This is a genomic window from Halococcus sp. AFM35 (assembly GCF_051195015.1).
Lineage (GTDB): Archaea > Halobacteriota > Halobacteria > Halobacteriales > Halococcaceae > Halococcus.
In genome coordinates this window covers 41,089-56,417 of the sequence record NZ_JBNTJU010000003.1, presented here as the reverse complement: position 1 = coordinate 56,417, position 15,329 = coordinate 41,089, and the positions used below count along the sequence as shown (strand labels likewise).

The 15,329-nt window shown below is 66.2% G+C and carries 18 protein-coding genes; 11 read left to right on the top strand and 7 right to left on the bottom strand.

Translation table 11 applies throughout. The features are described from left to right. Positions 1 to 45 precede the first annotated feature (45 nt). The 4 genes from ACQUQO_RS03280 to ACQUQO_RS03265 all read right to left on the bottom strand — a co-directional run bounded on the left by ACQUQO_RS03280 (position 46) and on the right by ACQUQO_RS03265 (position 2,588). Positions 46 to 1,056, bottom strand: a complete 1,011-nt coding sequence (locus tag ACQUQO_RS03280) for an ornithine cyclodeaminase family protein (protein ID WP_435076516.1) — start codon at positions 1,054 to 1,056, stop codon at positions 46 to 48. Between the two features lie 72 nt (positions 1,057 to 1,128). Next, positions 1,129 to 1,344 carry a hypothetical protein gene (locus tag ACQUQO_RS03275; RefSeq protein WP_435076515.1) on the bottom strand — a complete coding sequence of 72 codons (216 nt, stop codon included), beginning with the start codon at positions 1,342 to 1,344 and terminating at the stop codon, positions 1,129 to 1,131. Positions 1,345 to 1,559: 215 nt separating this feature from the next. After that, entirely contained in the window at positions 1,560 to 1,976 is a 417-nt protein-coding gene (locus tag ACQUQO_RS03270) for a DUF3054 domain-containing protein (RefSeq protein WP_435076514.1), read from the bottom strand. 39 nt (positions 1,977 to 2,015) lie between these two features. Then, positions 2,016 to 2,588, bottom strand: a complete 573-nt coding sequence (locus tag ACQUQO_RS03265; protein ID WP_435076513.1) for a class I SAM-dependent methyltransferase — start codon at positions 2,586 to 2,588, stop codon at positions 2,016 to 2,018. A 73-nt stretch (positions 2,589 to 2,661) separates the two neighbouring features. Here ACQUQO_RS03265 and ACQUQO_RS03260 point away from each other — a divergent pair, with 73 nt between their 5' ends. The 5 genes from ACQUQO_RS03260 to ACQUQO_RS03240 all read left to right on the top strand — a co-directional run bounded on the left by ACQUQO_RS03260 (position 2,662) and on the right by ACQUQO_RS03240 (position 6,549). After that, on the top strand, positions 2,662 to 3,216 hold the full coding sequence (locus ACQUQO_RS03260) for a GNAT family N-acetyltransferase (protein WP_435076512.1): 555 nt from the start codon (positions 2,662 to 2,664) through the stop codon (positions 3,214 to 3,216). Between the two features lie 302 nt (positions 3,217 to 3,518). Continuing rightward, positions 3,519 to 3,740: a hypothetical protein gene (locus ACQUQO_RS03255; RefSeq protein ID WP_435076511.1), complete on the top strand. Its 222-nt coding sequence runs from the start codon at positions 3,519 to 3,521 to the stop codon at positions 3,738 to 3,740. A gap of 85 nt (positions 3,741 to 3,825) precedes the next feature. Then, a complete protein-coding gene (fen, locus tag ACQUQO_RS03250) occupies positions 3,826 to 4,803 on the top strand; it encodes a flap endonuclease-1 (protein ID WP_435076510.1) in 978 nt (325 codons plus the stop codon). Positions 4,804 to 4,836: 33 nt separating this feature from the next. Next, positions 4,837 to 5,085, top strand: coding sequence for a BolA family protein (locus ACQUQO_RS03245; protein ID WP_435076509.1), 249 nt, complete (start codon positions 4,837 to 4,839; stop codon positions 5,083 to 5,085). Positions 5,086 to 5,139: 54 nt separating this feature from the next. Further along, positions 5,140 to 6,549: a class II fumarate hydratase gene (locus tag ACQUQO_RS03240; RefSeq protein ID WP_435076508.1), complete on the top strand. Its 1,410-nt coding sequence runs from the start codon at positions 5,140 to 5,142 to the stop codon at positions 6,547 to 6,549. A gap of 1 nt (position 6,550) precedes the next feature. Here ACQUQO_RS03240 and ACQUQO_RS03235 read toward each other — a convergent pair whose 3' ends face one another. Both ACQUQO_RS03235 and ACQUQO_RS03230 read right to left on the bottom strand, forming a co-directional pair. Beyond that, positions 6,551 to 7,183: a nitroreductase family protein gene (locus ACQUQO_RS03235; RefSeq protein WP_435076507.1), complete on the bottom strand. Its 633-nt coding sequence runs from the start codon at positions 7,181 to 7,183 to the stop codon at positions 6,551 to 6,553. Between the two features lie 187 nt (positions 7,184 to 7,370). Next, a complete protein-coding gene (locus tag ACQUQO_RS03230; protein ID WP_435076506.1) occupies positions 7,371 to 8,666 on the bottom strand; it encodes an MFS transporter in 1,296 nt (431 codons plus the stop codon). Between the two features lie 110 nt (positions 8,667 to 8,776). On the opposite strand from ACQUQO_RS03230, the gene ACQUQO_RS03225 reads away from it, so the two are divergent. Genes ACQUQO_RS03225 through gatE form a run of 3 tightly spaced genes read left to right on the top strand, consistent with a single transcriptional unit; the run spans position 8,777 to position 12,682 of the window. Further along, positions 8,777 to 9,247 (top strand): PH domain-containing protein, encoded by a 471-nt coding sequence (locus tag ACQUQO_RS03225; protein ID WP_435076505.1) that lies wholly within the window; start codon positions 8,777 to 8,779, stop codon positions 9,245 to 9,247. After that, the gene (locus tag ACQUQO_RS03220; protein ID WP_435076504.1) at positions 9,244 to 10,746 is read left to right on the top strand and encodes a PH domain-containing protein; all 1,503 of its coding nucleotides are present in this window, start codon (positions 9,244 to 9,246) and stop codon (positions 10,744 to 10,746) included. Before ACQUQO_RS03225 ends, ACQUQO_RS03220 begins: the two co-directional genes overlap by 4 nt. A 52-nt stretch (positions 10,747 to 10,798) precedes the next feature. Beyond that, the gene (gene gatE, locus ACQUQO_RS03215) at positions 10,799 to 12,682 is read left to right on the top strand and encodes a Glu-tRNA(Gln) amidotransferase subunit GatE (RefSeq protein ID WP_435076503.1); all 1,884 of its coding nucleotides are present in this window, start codon (positions 10,799 to 10,801) and stop codon (positions 12,680 to 12,682) included. A gap of 6 nt (positions 12,683 to 12,688) precedes the next feature. Here gatE and ACQUQO_RS03210 read toward each other — a convergent pair whose 3' ends face one another. Further along, positions 12,689 to 13,522, bottom strand: a complete 834-nt coding sequence (locus ACQUQO_RS03210) for a phosphatase PAP2 family protein (protein ID WP_435076502.1) — start codon at positions 13,520 to 13,522, stop codon at positions 12,689 to 12,691. 90 nt (positions 13,523 to 13,612) lie between these two features. Here ACQUQO_RS03210 and ACQUQO_RS03205 point away from each other — a divergent pair, with 90 nt between their 5' ends. The 3 genes from ACQUQO_RS03205 (at position 13,613) to ACQUQO_RS03195 (ending at position 15,327) form a co-directional block, all read left to right on the top strand. Then, positions 13,613 to 14,206 (top strand): J domain-containing protein, encoded by a 594-nt coding sequence (locus ACQUQO_RS03205; protein WP_435076501.1) that lies wholly within the window; start codon positions 13,613 to 13,615, stop codon positions 14,204 to 14,206. 190 nt (positions 14,207 to 14,396) lie between these two features. After that, entirely contained in the window at positions 14,397 to 14,672 is a 276-nt protein-coding gene (locus tag ACQUQO_RS03200; protein ID WP_435076500.1) for a hypothetical protein, read from the top strand. 118 nt (positions 14,673 to 14,790) lie between these two features. After that, positions 14,791 to 15,327, top strand: a complete 537-nt coding sequence (locus tag ACQUQO_RS03195; protein WP_435076499.1) for a helix-turn-helix domain-containing protein — start codon at positions 14,791 to 14,793, stop codon at positions 15,325 to 15,327. The last annotated feature ends 2 nt before the right edge of the window (positions 15,328 to 15,329 follow it).

Sequence of the window (15,329 nt, the reverse complement as noted above, 5' to 3'; positions counted from 1 at the left end):
TCTCATGCGGGTGATTAGATTCTTTCCCCGCGAATCGACGGGTACTCACTCCCCGGTGAGCGCCTCGCTCGCCGGTGCAAACTCGATTTCGGTCCCCAGACCCTGCTCGCGCGCCTTCTCGTAGAGCATGTGGGCGGCCGCGACGGTCTCGATGCCCGTGCCACCCGAATCGAACACCGTGATTTCCTCGGCCGACTCGCGGCCCGGCACCTCGCCGGCGACGACCTCGCCGAGTTCACCGTGGATGTCCTCTTCGCTCACGACGCCCTCGTCGACGGCGTTGATGAACGAGCCGGCGTCGTTCATGACGCGCTCGCGCAGGTCGGGGACGTACGTCGCGCGCTCGATGGTCGTCGCGTCGAGTTCGTGTTTTTCGGGGTGGTACTGGCCCATCGCAGTCACATGGGCACCGTCTTCGAGCACCGCGCCGTCGAAGACCGGTTCGGGACTATTGGTCGCGGTGATGACCACGTCCGCCCCCTCGACGGCAGCGGCACTGGAGGCGACGGCAGCCACGCTCGCCGCCAACTGTTTGTTCATCGCGGCGGCGAAGCTCTCGCGGTTGTCCTTGGTGGGCGAGTAGATACTGACGGTCTCGAACTCCCGAACCGTCGAAACGGCACGGAGCTGGCCGCGCGCCTGCGCGCCGCTGCCGATGACCGCGAGCGTCGTCGCGTCCTCGCAGGCGAGCGCATCGACGCCGACCGCACCCGCCGCTCCGGTCTTGAACGGGTTGAGGCTCGCGCCGTCGAGCAGCGCGAGCGGTCTTCCGGAATCGGCATCGAACAGCGGGAGCATGAAGCGGGCGTCCTCGTCGCCGAAGCCCGCCGCGTACATATACCCGCCCATCGCGCCCGTCTCGGGCAGGATTGCGCTGTAACCGGTGAGCATTCCCGGCGGAGACTCGCTTGTGAGTTTCGTCCGTGGCGCGGCGGGCGCACCCTGCCCGCGCTGGCGATACCCCTCACGGACCGCTTCGACGTACTCTCCGGGGGCTGCGAGTTCGGCGCACTCCGCGCTCGTCAGAAACAGCGCTCCGTCGGTTGCGTCGGCCATACTCGAAGAAGACGGGGCGAGCGCTTATGACTGGTGGCTTGCTGAAAGAATGAGAGAATCGAAGCGGCGAATTCAGTCGGCGGAGTTGAATTTCTGGGCGTCGGGTCGCGGCGCGGGCGACGCACCGGGCGACCTGACGAACATGCCGTGGCCGATGAGCGCGACCGCGACCGCGGCCGCGAGCGGGACGGCGAGGGTGAACGAGACGCCGACTGCGGCGAGAACGGTGGTGATACCGCCCAGTGCGAGTGGGATGAGACCGAGCACGAGATCGTAGTAGTGAGCCATTATACATCATTGTATGGGATTGTTACTGATAAGTGTTTCCCATAGGTGGGGTGTGGGAGGTGCAGATAAACGCAAGCATCTACCGAAAACCCATTCATACGTTATGAGCGCGACCACGCCTGCACGCCTCTCCGAGTCGATGATGTAAGGGGACGGTCCCGACGCGGACGGCGTCGACGCATGCAACCCAGAATGTGCGCTCCGCTCGACCGCTTTCAGGGACGCCAGAGGTAGCCGATGGCCGCGCGCCACGGAACGAGCAGGACGAGACCGACGCCGAGCGAAACGAGCATGAACGTCACCGCGAAGTCGCCGTGGAATATCGATGTGGCGCGCAGCGCCTGTCCGACGAGCACCGCACCGACCCACGCGAGCGCGGTCCGGACGACCGAGCGCCGGAGCGACCGATAGATCTGGAGTGTGTACACGCCGGCAAGCACGGACGCGACCCCCCAGCCGATGAGGAAGGGCAGTGCGGTGCCGACGACCCGCCCCGGCTGGGCGAGGAGGTCGTAGCCGTGCTGGAGTTCGCCGAGGGCGATGAACAGCAGTATCAGTGCGGCGTCACCGATGGCAACGACGAGCGTCCGCGGCGAGGTATCGACGTGCGGAGGCGAGGCGACGGCGCTCATGGACTCCCCTCAGTATGCGAGCGGTATGTAGCACTCGTTTCAGCGCTTGACGCCAGCAACGGTGAATCCGAACCCGCGGGCCGGAATCGCCGCATCCAATCCTGTGCGCTCGACCGCCCCGGCGAGTTCCTCCGGCGTGAAGAACTCCGAGTCGAACCCGACGAGATGCTCGCCAGCGGCCAGCGCCTGCCCGCGAACGGTCGCGCGGTCGAACTCCCGACAGACGAACACGCCGCCCGGCCGGAGAACCCGTTCGGCCTCGGCGAGCGCTCCCGCTTGGTCGGCGACGTGGTGGAGCGCATCGACGATGACGACCGCGTCCACGCTGTCGTCGGCAATCGGCAGCGCCGCCCCGTCGCCACGAACGCAGTCGAGTCCGACCCGCCGCGCCTCGGCGAGCATCCCCGCCGCGGCGTCGACGACCACTCGCTCCGGGGCATCGAGAACGCGCGCCGCTCGTCCCGTGCCGCCGCCGACGTCGAGGACGCGCTCGATATCGCGGTCGGCGAGCGCGAGTCCCGCCCGGAGTGCGCGCTCGTTGGTCGCGGGCGAAAACCGCTCGTAGTAGCGCGCGAACCGCTCGAAGAGTGCGACGTCCCCCGGCGCGTGCATGAGCTACCTCGTGTCGGACGGCGTTTAAATCGTCCGGCGCAGGGTCTATCCCGACCCGCCGCCCAAATCGGGTATGGAGTACGCGCTCGATGGCTGGCCGGTCGACGAGCCGACCCTCCGGCTCGACTATCACGACTTCGCCTACGCCGGCAAGTTCGTGATGTCACAGACCGGCAAGGCGGTCGTCCGCGACCCACGGAAGGCAACCGCCGGCAAGTGGGACGACGAGGTCCTCGCGGCGGTCGCGTTCAACGAGGACCGCACCGATGCCGACACCCTCTGGCTCCGATACATCACCGTTCGCGGCGACCGCCGCGGCGAGGGTCTCGGCCCGCGCCTCGCGGCCTTCCTCGCCGAGCGCGCGCTCGCCCGCGGCTACGAGCGACTCCGAATCGCGGTCAACAATCCATTCGCCTACGAGGCGCTTTATAAGGCGCGCTTCGGCTACACCGGCCGGGAGACGGGTCTCGCCGAACTCGTCCTCGAACGCCCGGGCGAGCGGTCGCGGTCGGCCTATCAGGCGGGTCTCGACGTCTATCGGGAGCGCGACCTCACCGGGAGTGAGGAGGAATTTTTAGCGTCACGGGCTGATGCTGGCCCGCCCTCGATGCTCGATGCGCCAGCATAAATCACCACCCGACCGGGACCGCAGGCCACACCCTCCTCAACCGATTCCTTCGCTCGTTTACTCGCTCAGTCATCCACCGTCAGAGCGAAGTCGTCCGGAAGAGCGAAGCTCTTCCGTGATGACGGAAGACGCTACGCGTCTTCCGAACCACTCTGACGGGCCTGCACTCGCTGGCGCTCGCGCAGACCTCGCGCGAGTCTACTCGCTTCGCGCGTTCCCGCGCCACCGCTGCTAAATCAATCAAACATCCGGCCAGCAAACAGTAGAAACGGTTATCTATGCAGAATCGAAACTGCAATGATATGTCCTCGGATCCGTCCGCCGTCGACACGCTGTTCGGTTCGGTCCACCGAGCGGTACTCGGTGGACTGGTCGGCATCATCGCGCTCGCTTTCGTCGGGCTGGCAGCGCGTGCGTTGTCGTCCGGAAACTACCTCGTTGGAGGGAGTTCCGGCGTTCTCGCCGCCGGTGCCATCGCGTGGGTCGGCTACCTGTTCGTTGACGGCTACCGGGACGGTGCGTAGGCACTCAGAGCCACTCCCGTGGCCGGTAGACAGCGCATAGCGAGTAGTCGGGGGATTCAAGCGCGGGTCCGGCCTACGAGAGCCAATGGGAAACGCAGACCTCCGCCAGCTCGCGGCCATCGAACCAATCGCGTTTTCGGAGCTTACGGGTGCGACGGTGGCCATCGACGCGCACAACTGGCTCTATCGGTATCTCACCACGACTGTCAAGTGGACCAGCGGTGCGGTCTATACCACCACCGCGGGCGAGGAGGTCGCAAACCTCGTCGGCGTGGTACAGGGCCTGCCGAAGTTCTTCGAACACGACATCACCCCGGTGATGGTCTTCGACGGCGGCGTCACCGACCTGAAGACCGACGAAATCGAGCAGCGCCGCGAACAGAAGGAGAAGGCAAGAGAGCGGGCCGCCGAGGCGCGGGAGGCGGGCGACGCCATCGAGGCCGCCCGGCTCGAATCGCGCACCCAGCGCCTGACGGAGACGATTCACGAGACGACGCGCGAACTGCTCGGTCTCCTCGACGTCCCGGTAGTGGAAGCACCGGCCGAGGGCGAGGCGCAGGCCGCCCACATGGCTCGCTCTGGAACCGTGGACTACGCCGGCAGCGAGGACTACGACACGCTACTGTTCGGCGCGCCATGCACGCTCCGCGACCTCACGAGCAAGGGCGACCCCGAGTGCATGGACCTCGACGCCACTCTCGACGAACACGACCTCACGTGGGAGCAACTCGTGGACGTGGGCATCCTCTGCGGGACGGACTTCAACGACGGCGTGTCGGGCATCGGGCCGAAAACAGCCGTCAAACTCGTCGGCGAGCACGGCGACCTCTGGGCAGTGCTCGAAGCCGAGGAAGCGTACATCGAGAACGCCGACCTCGTCCGCGAGCTGTTCTTGAATCCCGACGTCACCGACGCCGATTTCGATACGGACATCGAACCGGACCTCGACGCCGCCCGCGCGTACGTCACCGACGAGTGGGAGATTCCCGAATCGGAGGTCGAGCGCGGCTTCGAGCGCATCGAGGACGCAACTGTGCAATCGGGTCTCGACCGCTGGACGTGAGGGTTTTTCACCGTTGGCGTACTCCCCTCAGGTATGGACACCGCCGCAGTCGAGCGACTCATCGAGTCGGGTATCGAGGGCGCGGAAGCGACTGTCACCCAACCGCGCGGTGAGGACGACGACCATCTCGCGGCCGTGGTCGTCGCGCCGGCCTTCGAGGACGAAACCATCGTGGACCAGCATCAGTCGGTGTACGACGCACTCGGCGAGCACATGACGACGGATATCCACGCGCTCGAACTGAAGACCTACACGCCGGAGGAGTACGCCGCCGAGGAGTGAGAGCACGGCCGGTTCCCGTGGGGTTTTATCCACCCCGGCGCGAAGCGGGCGTGCATGAGCGACGATTACCGCACTGAATCGGATAGCCTCGGCGAGATGGAAGTCCCGGCCGAGGCCTACTGGGGTGCACAGACCCAGCGCGCCGTCGAGAACTTCCCGATTTCGGGCATCACCTTCGACCGGCGGTTCATCCGTGCGCTCGGCACCGTCAAGAAGGCCGCCACACAGGCAAACCGCGACCTCGGACTCGTCGACGAGGAGACGGCCGACGCCATCACCGACGCCGCCGAGGAAGTAATCAACGGCGAGCACGACGACCAGTTCCCGGTCGATGTCTTTCAAACTGGGTCGGGCACCTCGACGAACATGAACGCAAACGAGGTCATCGCCAACCGCGCCAGCGAACTTCACGGGGCAGACGTCGGTTCTCAAGCTGTCCATCCGAACGACGACGTGAACTTCGGCCAGTCATCGAACGACGTGATGCCGACCGCGATGCACGTCGCCACGCTGGAGGCCATCGAGCGCGACCTCGTGCCCGCCCTCGAAACCCTGCGGGCGGCGCTGGGCGAGAAGGAAGCCGAGTTCGATACGGTGGTGAAGACCGGACGCACACACCTTCAGGACGCGACACCAGTCAGGCTAGGGCAGGAGTTCGGCGGCTATCGCACCCAGATCGACAAGGGCATCTCGCGGGTGAGCAGAACCACCCGCAATCTCTCGGAGCTCGCCCTCGGCGGCACCGCCGTCGGCACCGGACTCAACACTCATCCCGACTTTCCCGAACTCGCCGCCGAGCACATCGCCGGCGAAACGGGGCTGCCCTTCGAGGAAGCGACCGACCACTTCGAGGCCCAAGCCGCCCACGACGCGATGGCCGAAGCCCACAGCGCGCTACGCACCGTGTCGGGGTCGATGCACAAGATCGCCAACGACCTTCGACTACTGGCGTCGGGTCCCAGAAACGGCATCGGCGAACTCGACCAGCCCGAGAACCAACCCGGTTCATCCATCATGCCCGGCAAGGTCAATCCCGTGGTCGCCGAGGCGGTCAATCAGGTCCACGTGCAGGTCGTCGGCAACGACGCCGCCGTCTCCACCGGGGCCGAAAACGGCCAGATAGACCTGAACCTCTACAAACCGGTGCTCGCGTACAACACCCTCCAATCCATCGAACTGCTGTCGAACGCGAGCGAGACCTTCGCCGAGAAGTTCGTCGACAACCTCGAAGCGGACCGCGAGCGCTGCGAGGAGCAAGTCGAACGGAGCATGGCGCTCGCCACCGCACTCAACGCCCACATCGGCTACGAGGAGGCGAGCACGGTGGCCAAGGATGCACTGAAGGAAGGAAAAACGGTTCGGGAAGTCGTCATCGAGGAGGGGTATCTCGACGAGGGCGAAGCCGAGGAGGTCCTCGATGCGCGCGCGATGACCGAACGCGGGATTCCGGGCCGCGAGGAGTAGCTCAGTTCGGCGCGAAATCGCCGGCGAAGACGATGTCGTCCAACGCCTTTCGCTGATTCGGCTGTTCGTCTTCGGGCGCGTCGTCCTCGTCGTGGACGCCGATGGCCGCCATCGCCTCGACTTCGTACTCGTCGGTGAGGTCGAACAGGTCTCGCGCACCGTCGTAATCGAAGCCCTGCATCCCGTGGACGACGAGACCGCGGCGCGCACCCTCCAGTGCAAGGTTCTCGAAGGCCGCGCCGGTGTCGAACGAGTGGGTGGGCGCAGGCTCGCCGTTGTGGTCGAAGGTCGTCTTCGAGAGCACGACCACGAGCGCCGCGGCGTCGCCCGCCCACTCGCGGTTGCCCTCGGCGAGGAGACCCTCGAAATCGTCCCACTCGTCGTGGTCGGGTGTCGCGTAGACGAACCGCCAGTGCTGGTTGTTATATGAAGACGGTGCCCAGCGCGCAGCCTCGAACAGCGCGAGCAGTTCCTCCTCGTCCAATCCCTCACCGGTCATCGTTCGCGGTGACCAGCGGTTGACGAACAGCGGGTCGACATCGTGGTCGGGGTCGCGGTGTTCGTCGACTGCCGTGCGGAGACCATCGCTCGTCGAGCCGTCGAAGGCGGCTTCGCCGTCGCTTATTGGTTGCATTCGCTGAGAAGTAGGGGCTTGATACTGACAAACCCACCGGCTTTCGACGGACGTGCCGAATCCCATACCGAGTCCGAGACGAACCCGGCTCGGACTGTCGGACGGGGAGTTCGTGAGGACATGACTGGCTCCAGCGTGCAGTCGAGCGATTCGTCGGCTGTTCGGTACTCAATACCGTTTGACAGTATTAGTCGGCGGGTGTGCCGGTTCCGGTGGCGGCGCGCATCGGCGGTGCAACGACATGGAGAACGACGGTGCCGACGACGAACAGTGCGCCGAGGGCGGCCACAGCGACCAGCGGGGTCGCGTAGTCGGCGAGCACGCCGCTGCCGACTCTGAACGGCACGCCAGCGACCGCACGGAGCATCGCCACCACGCTCAACACCGTGGCCCGACCCACCGAATCGATGCGGTCGTTCATGTACCGTTTCGAAATCGGAAAGACGAGCGCAAGCCCGCCCTTCATCACGAAGAACATCGGAAAGGCCAGCAGCGGCAGTAGCGGCGGCAGGAGATAGAGCGTGGCGATTACGAGCGGGACCAACAGGAGCGTGTTCCGGGTGCCCACCCGGTCTTCGACGTCGCCGGCGTATTCAGAGACGATTGCCGAGACCACGGTAAAGGAGGCGTACAGCACGCCGAGCATCGCGGCCTCGGGGACGTTCCACGCGGCGAGCGTGGCACCGATGCTGGTCCGCAGCGCCTCGCGGGCAATCGGCTGGATGTAGATGTCCGCCGTCACGAGCGCGCCGCCGAACAGCGCCATGTAGACCACGAACGAGCGCATCGCGGGCTTGGAGACCTGCTCGCGGACCACCGGAACGGCGTCCAGTATCGTAAGTCGGTCGTCGGTTCCGTCCGCCGTCGCAGCCTCGTCTGTGGATGTGCCGGCAGCCCCCTTGGGGTCACGACCGGCGTATTGGGCGTTTTTCGGCAACGAGAGCACGCTCGCGAGGTTCACGAAACTGAGAGCGACGGCGGCGTAAAACGGGTAGTAGGGGTTCACGACGTAGAGCACGCCACCCGCAAGCATGGCGACCGTCTGTGCCCAGTTGCTCACGGCACCGGCGCGCCCGCTAACGTGCGTGAACTCGTCCTCGATATGGTGTTCGTCGAGCGTGTCGTAGAGCCACGCGCTCGCGCTGCCGGAGACGAACGTCCCGCCGAACGAAAGCGCGACGAACACGAACGTGAAGCCGACGAAGTCGGTCGCTACAAGGTAGGCCAGATTCGAGACCAGAAAGAGCACTGAGGCGATGACGAGGCTGTTGCGCCGGCCGATGCGGTCGCCGACGTAGCCCGTCGGCACCTCGCCGGCGATGACGACCACCGACTGAATGCTGGCGATTGCACCGATTGCGGTGAACGTGAGACCGTTGCGCAGGAGGAAGAGGACGTAAATCGGCCAGTGAAAGCCGGGATGGCTGCTCGCCCGGTAGAGGTAGTATCGCAGGACGGCCGGCGGGCGGTCGGAGTCGAACATCGCACTTTTGCTTCCAGCGTGCGTCATCGTATCAATCCCACACATTTCGCGTCACACCGACGCCGCAGCGATGACGGCGCTTTATGTGGGGCCGGTGCGGTGTTCGACGCATGGAACGGCTCGATTCTCGCGTTCGCGTCGTCTGGCTCGCGGTCGCGCTGGGTGTGGCGCTCGTCGGCGGCGCGCTCGCGGGCGCAGCCGACCGCTTCACGCTCGAATTCGGTCTCTGGGTCGGTCCTGTGGTATTCGTCGCCCTCGCCGTCCTCGGGATGGGCTACGAACTCGCTCGGTATCGGGTCTGGTGCTTCGCCATCGAGGACGACGCCGTCGTGCTCGAACGGGGCGTCCTCACCCGCGTGACCGCCGTGGTCCCGTTCGTCCGCGTCCAGCACGTCGACACCCAGCGCGGCCCAATCGAACGCCTCGCCGGGCTGTCGAGCGTTGTCATCTATACTGCCGGCTCTCGCGGCGCTGACGTGACGATCCCCGGACTGACGCCCGAGCGTGCCGACGCCATCCGGGAGGACTTGCGCCGACTCGCCATCGAGAGCGAACCGGGTGACCCGGAGGACGCGGTGTGAAGCTCCACCCGCTCTCGCTCGTCTTCCGGGCGCTGCCCCGTGGCGTGCAACTCGGCTCGTTCGGCTTCGTCGTCGTCACCATCGTCACCTCGATGGCATTGGTTCCCGGTGGGTTCGTCTTCACCATCGCGGCGGCGGTCGGCGGCTTTCTCGTGGGCGTGGGTTACGAAGCACTCTACTACCGCCGCTTCGAGTACGAACTCACGACTGACACGCTCGACATCGGGTCCGGAGTGTTCTCGCGGCGCGAACGCGAAATACCGCTTCGCAGGATTCAAAACGTCGATATCGAGCGCGGGATACTCCAGCGCGCGCTCTCCATCGCGGCCGTCGGTATCGAGACCGCCGGGGGCGGCGAGACCGAAGCCGACCTCCGATACGTGAGCTACGAGGAGGCGAAACGCCTCCAGCGCGACATCCGCCGACGCAAGCGCGGCGAGAGCGGCGAACCCAGGACTGAAGACGAGCGCGAGGAGCGGGCCGAACTGCTGTTCGAACTCGACAGTCGAAATCTCGTCGTGTTGGGACTGGTCGCGCCGGACCTCCGGGCGCTCCTGCCGGTGCTCTTCTTTGCCGTGCCCACGCTCGGTATCTCGATTCCCGACCTGCTCGCCGAGAGCGGCGCGTTCGGCGTCGGACCACGGGGTGCGGCGCTCGCGGTCGTCTCGTGGGCCGGCAGCGCCGCCGTGACTGCCGCGCGCTACTACGACTTCCGGCTCACTCGCTTCGACGACGAACTCCGCTACGAGCGGGGCCTGCTCTCGCGGTACGACGGCTCGATTCCGCTCGATAAGATTCAACAGGTCGACATCCGGGAGAACGTCCTGATGCGCCGGCTCGGCTACGGCTCGCTTGCCGTCGAGACCGCCGGCTACACGCCCGGCGAAGGGCCGTCCGGAGGGTCCGAAGCCGCGATTCCGCTGGCCGAACGGGGGCGCGTCCTCGCGTTCGCGCGCTCCATCGACGGGTTCGATTTCGGCGACCCCGACTTTTCCCGCCCGCCGCGGCGCGCCCGCCGGCGGTATGCCGTCCGCTACGCGCTCGTGCTCGCGGTCATCACGGGTATCCTGTACGCCGCGAACGCCGCCGTCGATGTATCGTTGCTCCAATTTTGGTACGTCCCGCTGGTCGCACTCCTCGCGGTGCCGTTCGCCGCCCACTACAAGTGGCGCAATCGCGGCTACGCCGCGGGGACCGAGCACGTCCTGACGCGAAACGGATTTTGGAGGAGAACCACCGCCGTCGTCCCCGTCTACCGCGTTCAAACCGTGATTCAGACCGCGACGCCGTTCCAGCGCTGGCGAGACCTCGCCACGGTGGCCATCGACACCGCCGGGTCGCTGTCGGTCACCGACCGCGGCGCACGCGCGGTCGATTTCGACACGGGCGAGGCGATTGACCTCCGCGAGACGGTCCGCCGGCGACTCGGCGAGAGCCTCGCCCTACGCCGCGGCGCGGGCGAACCGTCCGACGCACCGACGGAAACCGGTGGCGAGTAGTCCCGATGCCGACTGGACGGGTTTTTGTCGCTCCACGCCGCACGGCCACACAATGAGCGCGGAGCACGACACGGACCACGACTACGAGGAACTGGGTCTCGTCGCTGGGCTAGAGATTCACCAGCAGCTCGACACCGACTCGAAACTGTTCTGTGGCTGTCCGACCGACCGGCGCGACTCCGAGGAATCCACCCATCGATTTCGACGGTATCTCCACCCCACGAAAAGCGAACTCGGCGAAATCGACGTCGCGGCGCTCGAAGAGGCGAGCGTCGAGCGCGAGTTCGAGTATCTGGCCTTCGATTCCACCTGTCTCGTGGAGGCCGACGAGGAACCACCCCACAGAATCGACGACGAGGCCATTCATACTGTGCTCGAAATCGCCGCCCTGCTCGATATGAATCCCGTCGACGAAGCGCACGTGATGCGCAAAATCGTCGTCGACGGCTCGAACACGTCGGGGTTTCAGCGTTCGGCACGCGTCGCCGGCGACGGCGCAATCAGCACGTCGGAGGGCGCGGTCGGCATCGAGGACATGGAACTCGAAGAGGAGAGCGCCGGGCGGGTCGCCGAAACCGATTCCGGGGTGCGCTACGCGCTCGATAGGTTGGGCATCCCGCTGGTCGAAATCGGCACGAAGCCGGATATTCGTTCGCCGGCACAGGCCAAGGAGGCCGCCGAGCGCATCGGCATGCTGTTGCGCTCGACGGGAAAAGTGAAGCGCGGACTCGGCACCATCCGACAGGACGTGAACGTCTCCATCGCCGAGGGCGCGCGCGTCGAACTCAAGGGCGTCCAGAGCCTCGACGACATCGACGACATCGTTCGGAACGAGGTCAACAGGCAGGTCGAACTGCTCGACGTCCGCGACGCACTCAGCGAGCGGGAGGCGGGTGTGGCCGAACCGATGGACGTCTCGGAAGTGTTCGCGGACACCGACAGCGGTCTCATCGGCGGCGCGCTCTCCGGGGACGGGCGGGCGATGGCCGTCCGACTCGACGGCTTCGACGGACTGGTCGGCCGCGAACTCCAGCCCGACCGCCGGCTCGGCACCGAGTTCGCCGACCACGCCAAACGCCACGGCGTCGGTGGTGTCTTCCACACCGACGAACTCCCGGCCTACGGCGTCATCGGGGATGAAGTCGCGGCGCTGCGCGAGGCGGTCGATGCCGACGAGGAGGACGCGGTCGCGATGGTCGCCGCCGACCCCGAGAGCGCGACCGCAGCCATCGAGGCGGTCGCCGACCGCGCGCGGGCGGCCATCGACGGTGTGCCCGAGGAGACCCGTGGAGCGAACGATGACGGCACCACGCGGTATCTCAGGCCGCTCCCGGGTGCGGCGCGGATGTATCCCGAAACCGACGTCCCTCCCGTGGAACTCGACTTCGAGGGAGTCGAGACGCCCGAACTCCTCACCGAAAAGGTCGAGCGTTATCGATCCGAACTCGGTCTCGACGCCGGACTGGCCGAACAGGTCGCCTACGGCCGGCGGATGAGCCTGTTCGAGGCGGCCGTCGAGCGCGGCGTCGACTCGACGCTCGCGGCGGGCACAGTCGAGAGCACCGCGACCGAACTCCGCCGCGACGGCGTGCCGGTCGATGAGGTGGGCGACGAGCGGTTTCTCTCCCTGTTCGAACTCTACCAAGAGGGCGAGGTAACGAGCGAGAGTCTGCCCGATTTGCTCGCGGCGATTGCCGAAAATCCCGCCCTCTCGCCCGCCGAGGCCGCAGAGCGCGAGGGACTCGGGAGCGCCGGCGACGACGAGGTGCGCGAGACCGTTATCGAGGTGGTCGAGCGAAACGAAGAACAGGTGCGAGAGCAGGGTATGGGCGCGTTCTCGGGGCTGATGGGCGAGTGTATGGGCGCACTCGGTGGTCGCGCGGAGGGCGACGAAGTGAGCGAACTGCTGCGCGAGGAAATACAGAAACGGGCCTGAACCAACTCACTCGCTTTCTTCGTCGGGACTGAGGAAGGCCGGGCGCAGGCCACCGAGTGCGGGTACCGGAAGCACGCGTTCGGGGGCAATGTTTCGGGAGGCCCAGTAGGCAACGGCCACCAAGACGACCGCGAAGGCGGCGTCGGTGAGCCAGTGAATCCCCAGATAAAACGTCGAGAACACGATGAGACCGGCGAGCACGCCCGCGGTGGCGGCGTATCGCGGTCCGGCCTTCCGGGCGTAGAGCGCAGCGAGCACCGACAAACCTGTGTGGAGGCTCGGAAACGCCTTGACCATCGTGTCCGTGGCGAGCATCCCCGCTCGGATAATGGGACTCACGTCGAAGATGAGCGGCTGGACCGCCACCGCCGGATAGAGCGCCGGAATCCCGACCGGGACGAAGACGAAAAACGGCACCGCGAGTAGGACGAGAACGACGTACGCGAGCGCGTAGCGCCGTGCCTCGCGCTCGTCGTGGGCCTTGAGTTTGAAGTAGGTGAACAGCACGATGGTCGGAAAGCCGACGAGGTACGCCGCAGTAAACATGACGGTGAGCGGCTCGCTCGCCACCGATTGGAAGGCAGCGACGACGGTCCCCTCGAACTCGTAGATGAGCCACGTAAACGTTTGCTCGGCGTGAAAGCGGTGGGCGATGGTGTTGACGCCGTTGGTGACCAGCCACGCGACGCCGAGGTACTTCCAGTCGGTGTGGAGAAACTCCCTCCCGAACGACACGAGGTCGAGCCGCGGCAGGAAGACGACCGCGCCGAGGGCCATCACGAACAGCGTGCCGAGTGCGACCGACAGCGTGTACGCCGTCGTCGGCGAGACCGCGAGCATCGACGGAGGGTGGACGGAGACCGCACAAAGCCGTTGTGATTCGGTGCCCTCTGCGGACGATTTATCAACCACCGCCGGCTATCACGGCGTGTGCCCGAGGTGGTATCGCTGCCGGTGTGGCTGGTCGGAATGGCGCTCGGAGCGGGCTCGCTTTTGCTCGTCACCGGCGTGTTCGTCCTCGCTGCACGGCTGTACCCGACGGTCCCCGCCGGCGGCACTGACGGGAAAACCCGCGAGCAAAGCGACGCGAAGCGCCGCCGGGAAATCCGCGAGTACCTCGACACCATCGGCGAGTCGTTCGTCGAGAACCGCTCAGTGGAGGGACAGTCGGTCGCCTTCTATCTCCCCGAGCGCGACGTCGCCATCACGTTCGACGCGCGGGCGTACTATCGCCTCCGGCGCTCTCCGACCCACGCCGTACTCGTTGAACACGAACTACCGGGCGTGCATCTGGGCTCGCGGCTGCCCTTCGAGACGCCCGACCTCGATGTCGAGGACAGTCATGTGGACCCCGCGAGCGCCGCCTTCGCCGTGCTCGGTCTCCCCTCCGGGGCGAGCACACGCGAGGTCACCGCTGCCTACCGCGAGAAGATCAAACGCGTCCATCCCGACCACGGCGGCGACCACGAGGAATTTCAGCGCGTGCGCGAGGCCTACGCGACAGCACGGGAACACGCCGGCTAACCGCTCGATACCTCGTCGGCGACGCCCCGTCCCACAGCGCGCTCACCGCCGGTTGGTGCTCGGCGGTCTCGTCGAGAATGCGAAAGCGGGTCGCGTCACGCTTGTCGTCGGGAACGCCGGCCAGGGGAAACTCGGGCGGCCGCCACGAAAATCCTATCGTGACTCGACCGCACGCCCGAGGCTGTCCTCGGTGACGGGCAGTGTGTTGTACAGTGCCGAGGAAGCCGACGAGACCGAAGACGAGCGCCGGCGGCAGACGGCCCTGTCCACCCACGGACACGAGGTAGCTCACGAGCAGGCTGCCACCCGTGGCGGTGACGTGGATCATCGAGGCGACGAGGGGTCGCCCGTCCTCCGGGCGGCGCTGTTTGGCGAGAAACCCCTCGAAGGCGACGACCGCCGGTCGAACCGCGCTCGCCGAACACCGACGGAGTTTATGCACGCCGGCGAGGTAGCCCGCCCATGAGCACCATCACCGAGCTGTCGATTCCGACCCCCGAGTTCGCGCTGGCGGCTACGCTCGATGCGCTGTCGCACGTGAAATTCGAAGTCGAACGCGTCGTCGCCCACGAGAGCGACGCATCATGCCGTTCGTCTGGGCGACCGGCGAGACCGACCGCGAGAGCCTCGACGAGGCGCTCTCGGCCGACCCGAGCATCGAGAGCTTCAGCGAACTCGCCGCCTTCGACGACGAGTGGCTCTACCGCATGGAGTGGGTCGAGGACATCCGCATCGTCCTGCACGTCCTGCTCGACCAAAACGGAACGGTGCTGAACGCCGACGGCCGCGACGAGAAGTGGGAGTTACGACTGCTCTTTCCCGACCGGGATTCGCTGTCGGCGACCTACGATTTCTGTCAGAGTGAGGGTCTCTCGATGACCATCGAACGAATCTACGAACTCGGTGGCGAGAGCCGTGACCGCTACGGACTGACCGAACTCCAACACGAGACGCTCGTCGCAGCCGTCGAGGCAGGTTATTTCGACATCCCTCAGGAGTCGACGCTCGATGACCTCGCCGACGAACTCGACATCACCCATCAGGCGCTCTCCGAACGGCTCCACCGCGGCCACAAGACGCTCATCGAGAACGCGCTCATCGTCGGCCGGATGGGGCGCTGACC

Coding starts and splice junctions, on each gene's coding strand:
- ACQUQO_RS03235 (WP_435076507.1), bottom strand. CDS start 7,183: ATGCAACCAATAAGCGACGGCGAAGCCGCCTTCGACGGCTCGACGAGC.
- ACQUQO_RS03225 (WP_435076505.1), top strand. CDS start 8,777: ATGGAACGGCTCGATTCTCGCGTTCGCGTCGTCTGGCTCGCGGTCGCG.
- ACQUQO_RS03230 (WP_435076506.1), bottom strand. CDS start 8,666: ATGTTCGACTCCGACCGCCCGCCGGCCGTCCTGCGATACTACCTCTAC.
- ACQUQO_RS03260 (WP_435076512.1), top strand. CDS start 2,662: ATGGAGTACGCGCTCGATGGCTGGCCGGTCGACGAGCCGACCCTCCGG.
- fen (WP_435076510.1), top strand. CDS start 3,826: ATGGGAAACGCAGACCTCCGCCAGCTCGCGGCCATCGAACCAATCGCG.
- ACQUQO_RS03245 (WP_435076509.1), top strand. CDS start 4,837: ATGGACACCGCCGCAGTCGAGCGACTCATCGAGTCGGGTATCGAGGGC.
- ACQUQO_RS03195 (WP_435076499.1), top strand. CDS start 14,791: ATGCCGTTCGTCTGGGCGACCGGCGAGACCGACCGCGAGAGCCTCGAC.
- ACQUQO_RS03265 (WP_435076513.1), bottom strand. CDS start 2,588: ATGCACGCGCCGGGGGACGTCGCACTCTTCGAGCGGTTCGCGCGCTAC.
- ACQUQO_RS03270 (WP_435076514.1), bottom strand. CDS start 1,976: ATGAGCGCCGTCGCCTCGCCTCCGCACGTCGATACCTCGCCGCGGACG.
- ACQUQO_RS03255 (WP_435076511.1), top strand. CDS start 3,519: ATGTCCTCGGATCCGTCCGCCGTCGACACGCTGTTCGGTTCGGTCCAC.
- ACQUQO_RS03280 (WP_435076516.1), bottom strand. CDS start 1,056: ATGGCCGACGCAACCGACGGAGCGCTGTTTCTGACGAGCGCGGAGTGC.
- ACQUQO_RS03240 (WP_435076508.1), top strand. CDS start 5,140: ATGAGCGACGATTACCGCACTGAATCGGATAGCCTCGGCGAGATGGAA.
- ACQUQO_RS03275 (WP_435076515.1), bottom strand. CDS start 1,344: ATGGCTCACTACTACGATCTCGTGCTCGGTCTCATCCCACTCGCACTG.
- gatE (WP_435076503.1), top strand. CDS start 10,799: ATGAGCGCGGAGCACGACACGGACCACGACTACGAGGAACTGGGTCTC.
- ACQUQO_RS03210 (WP_435076502.1), bottom strand. CDS start 13,522: ATGCTCGCGGTCTCGCCGACGACGGCGTACACGCTGTCGGTCGCACTC.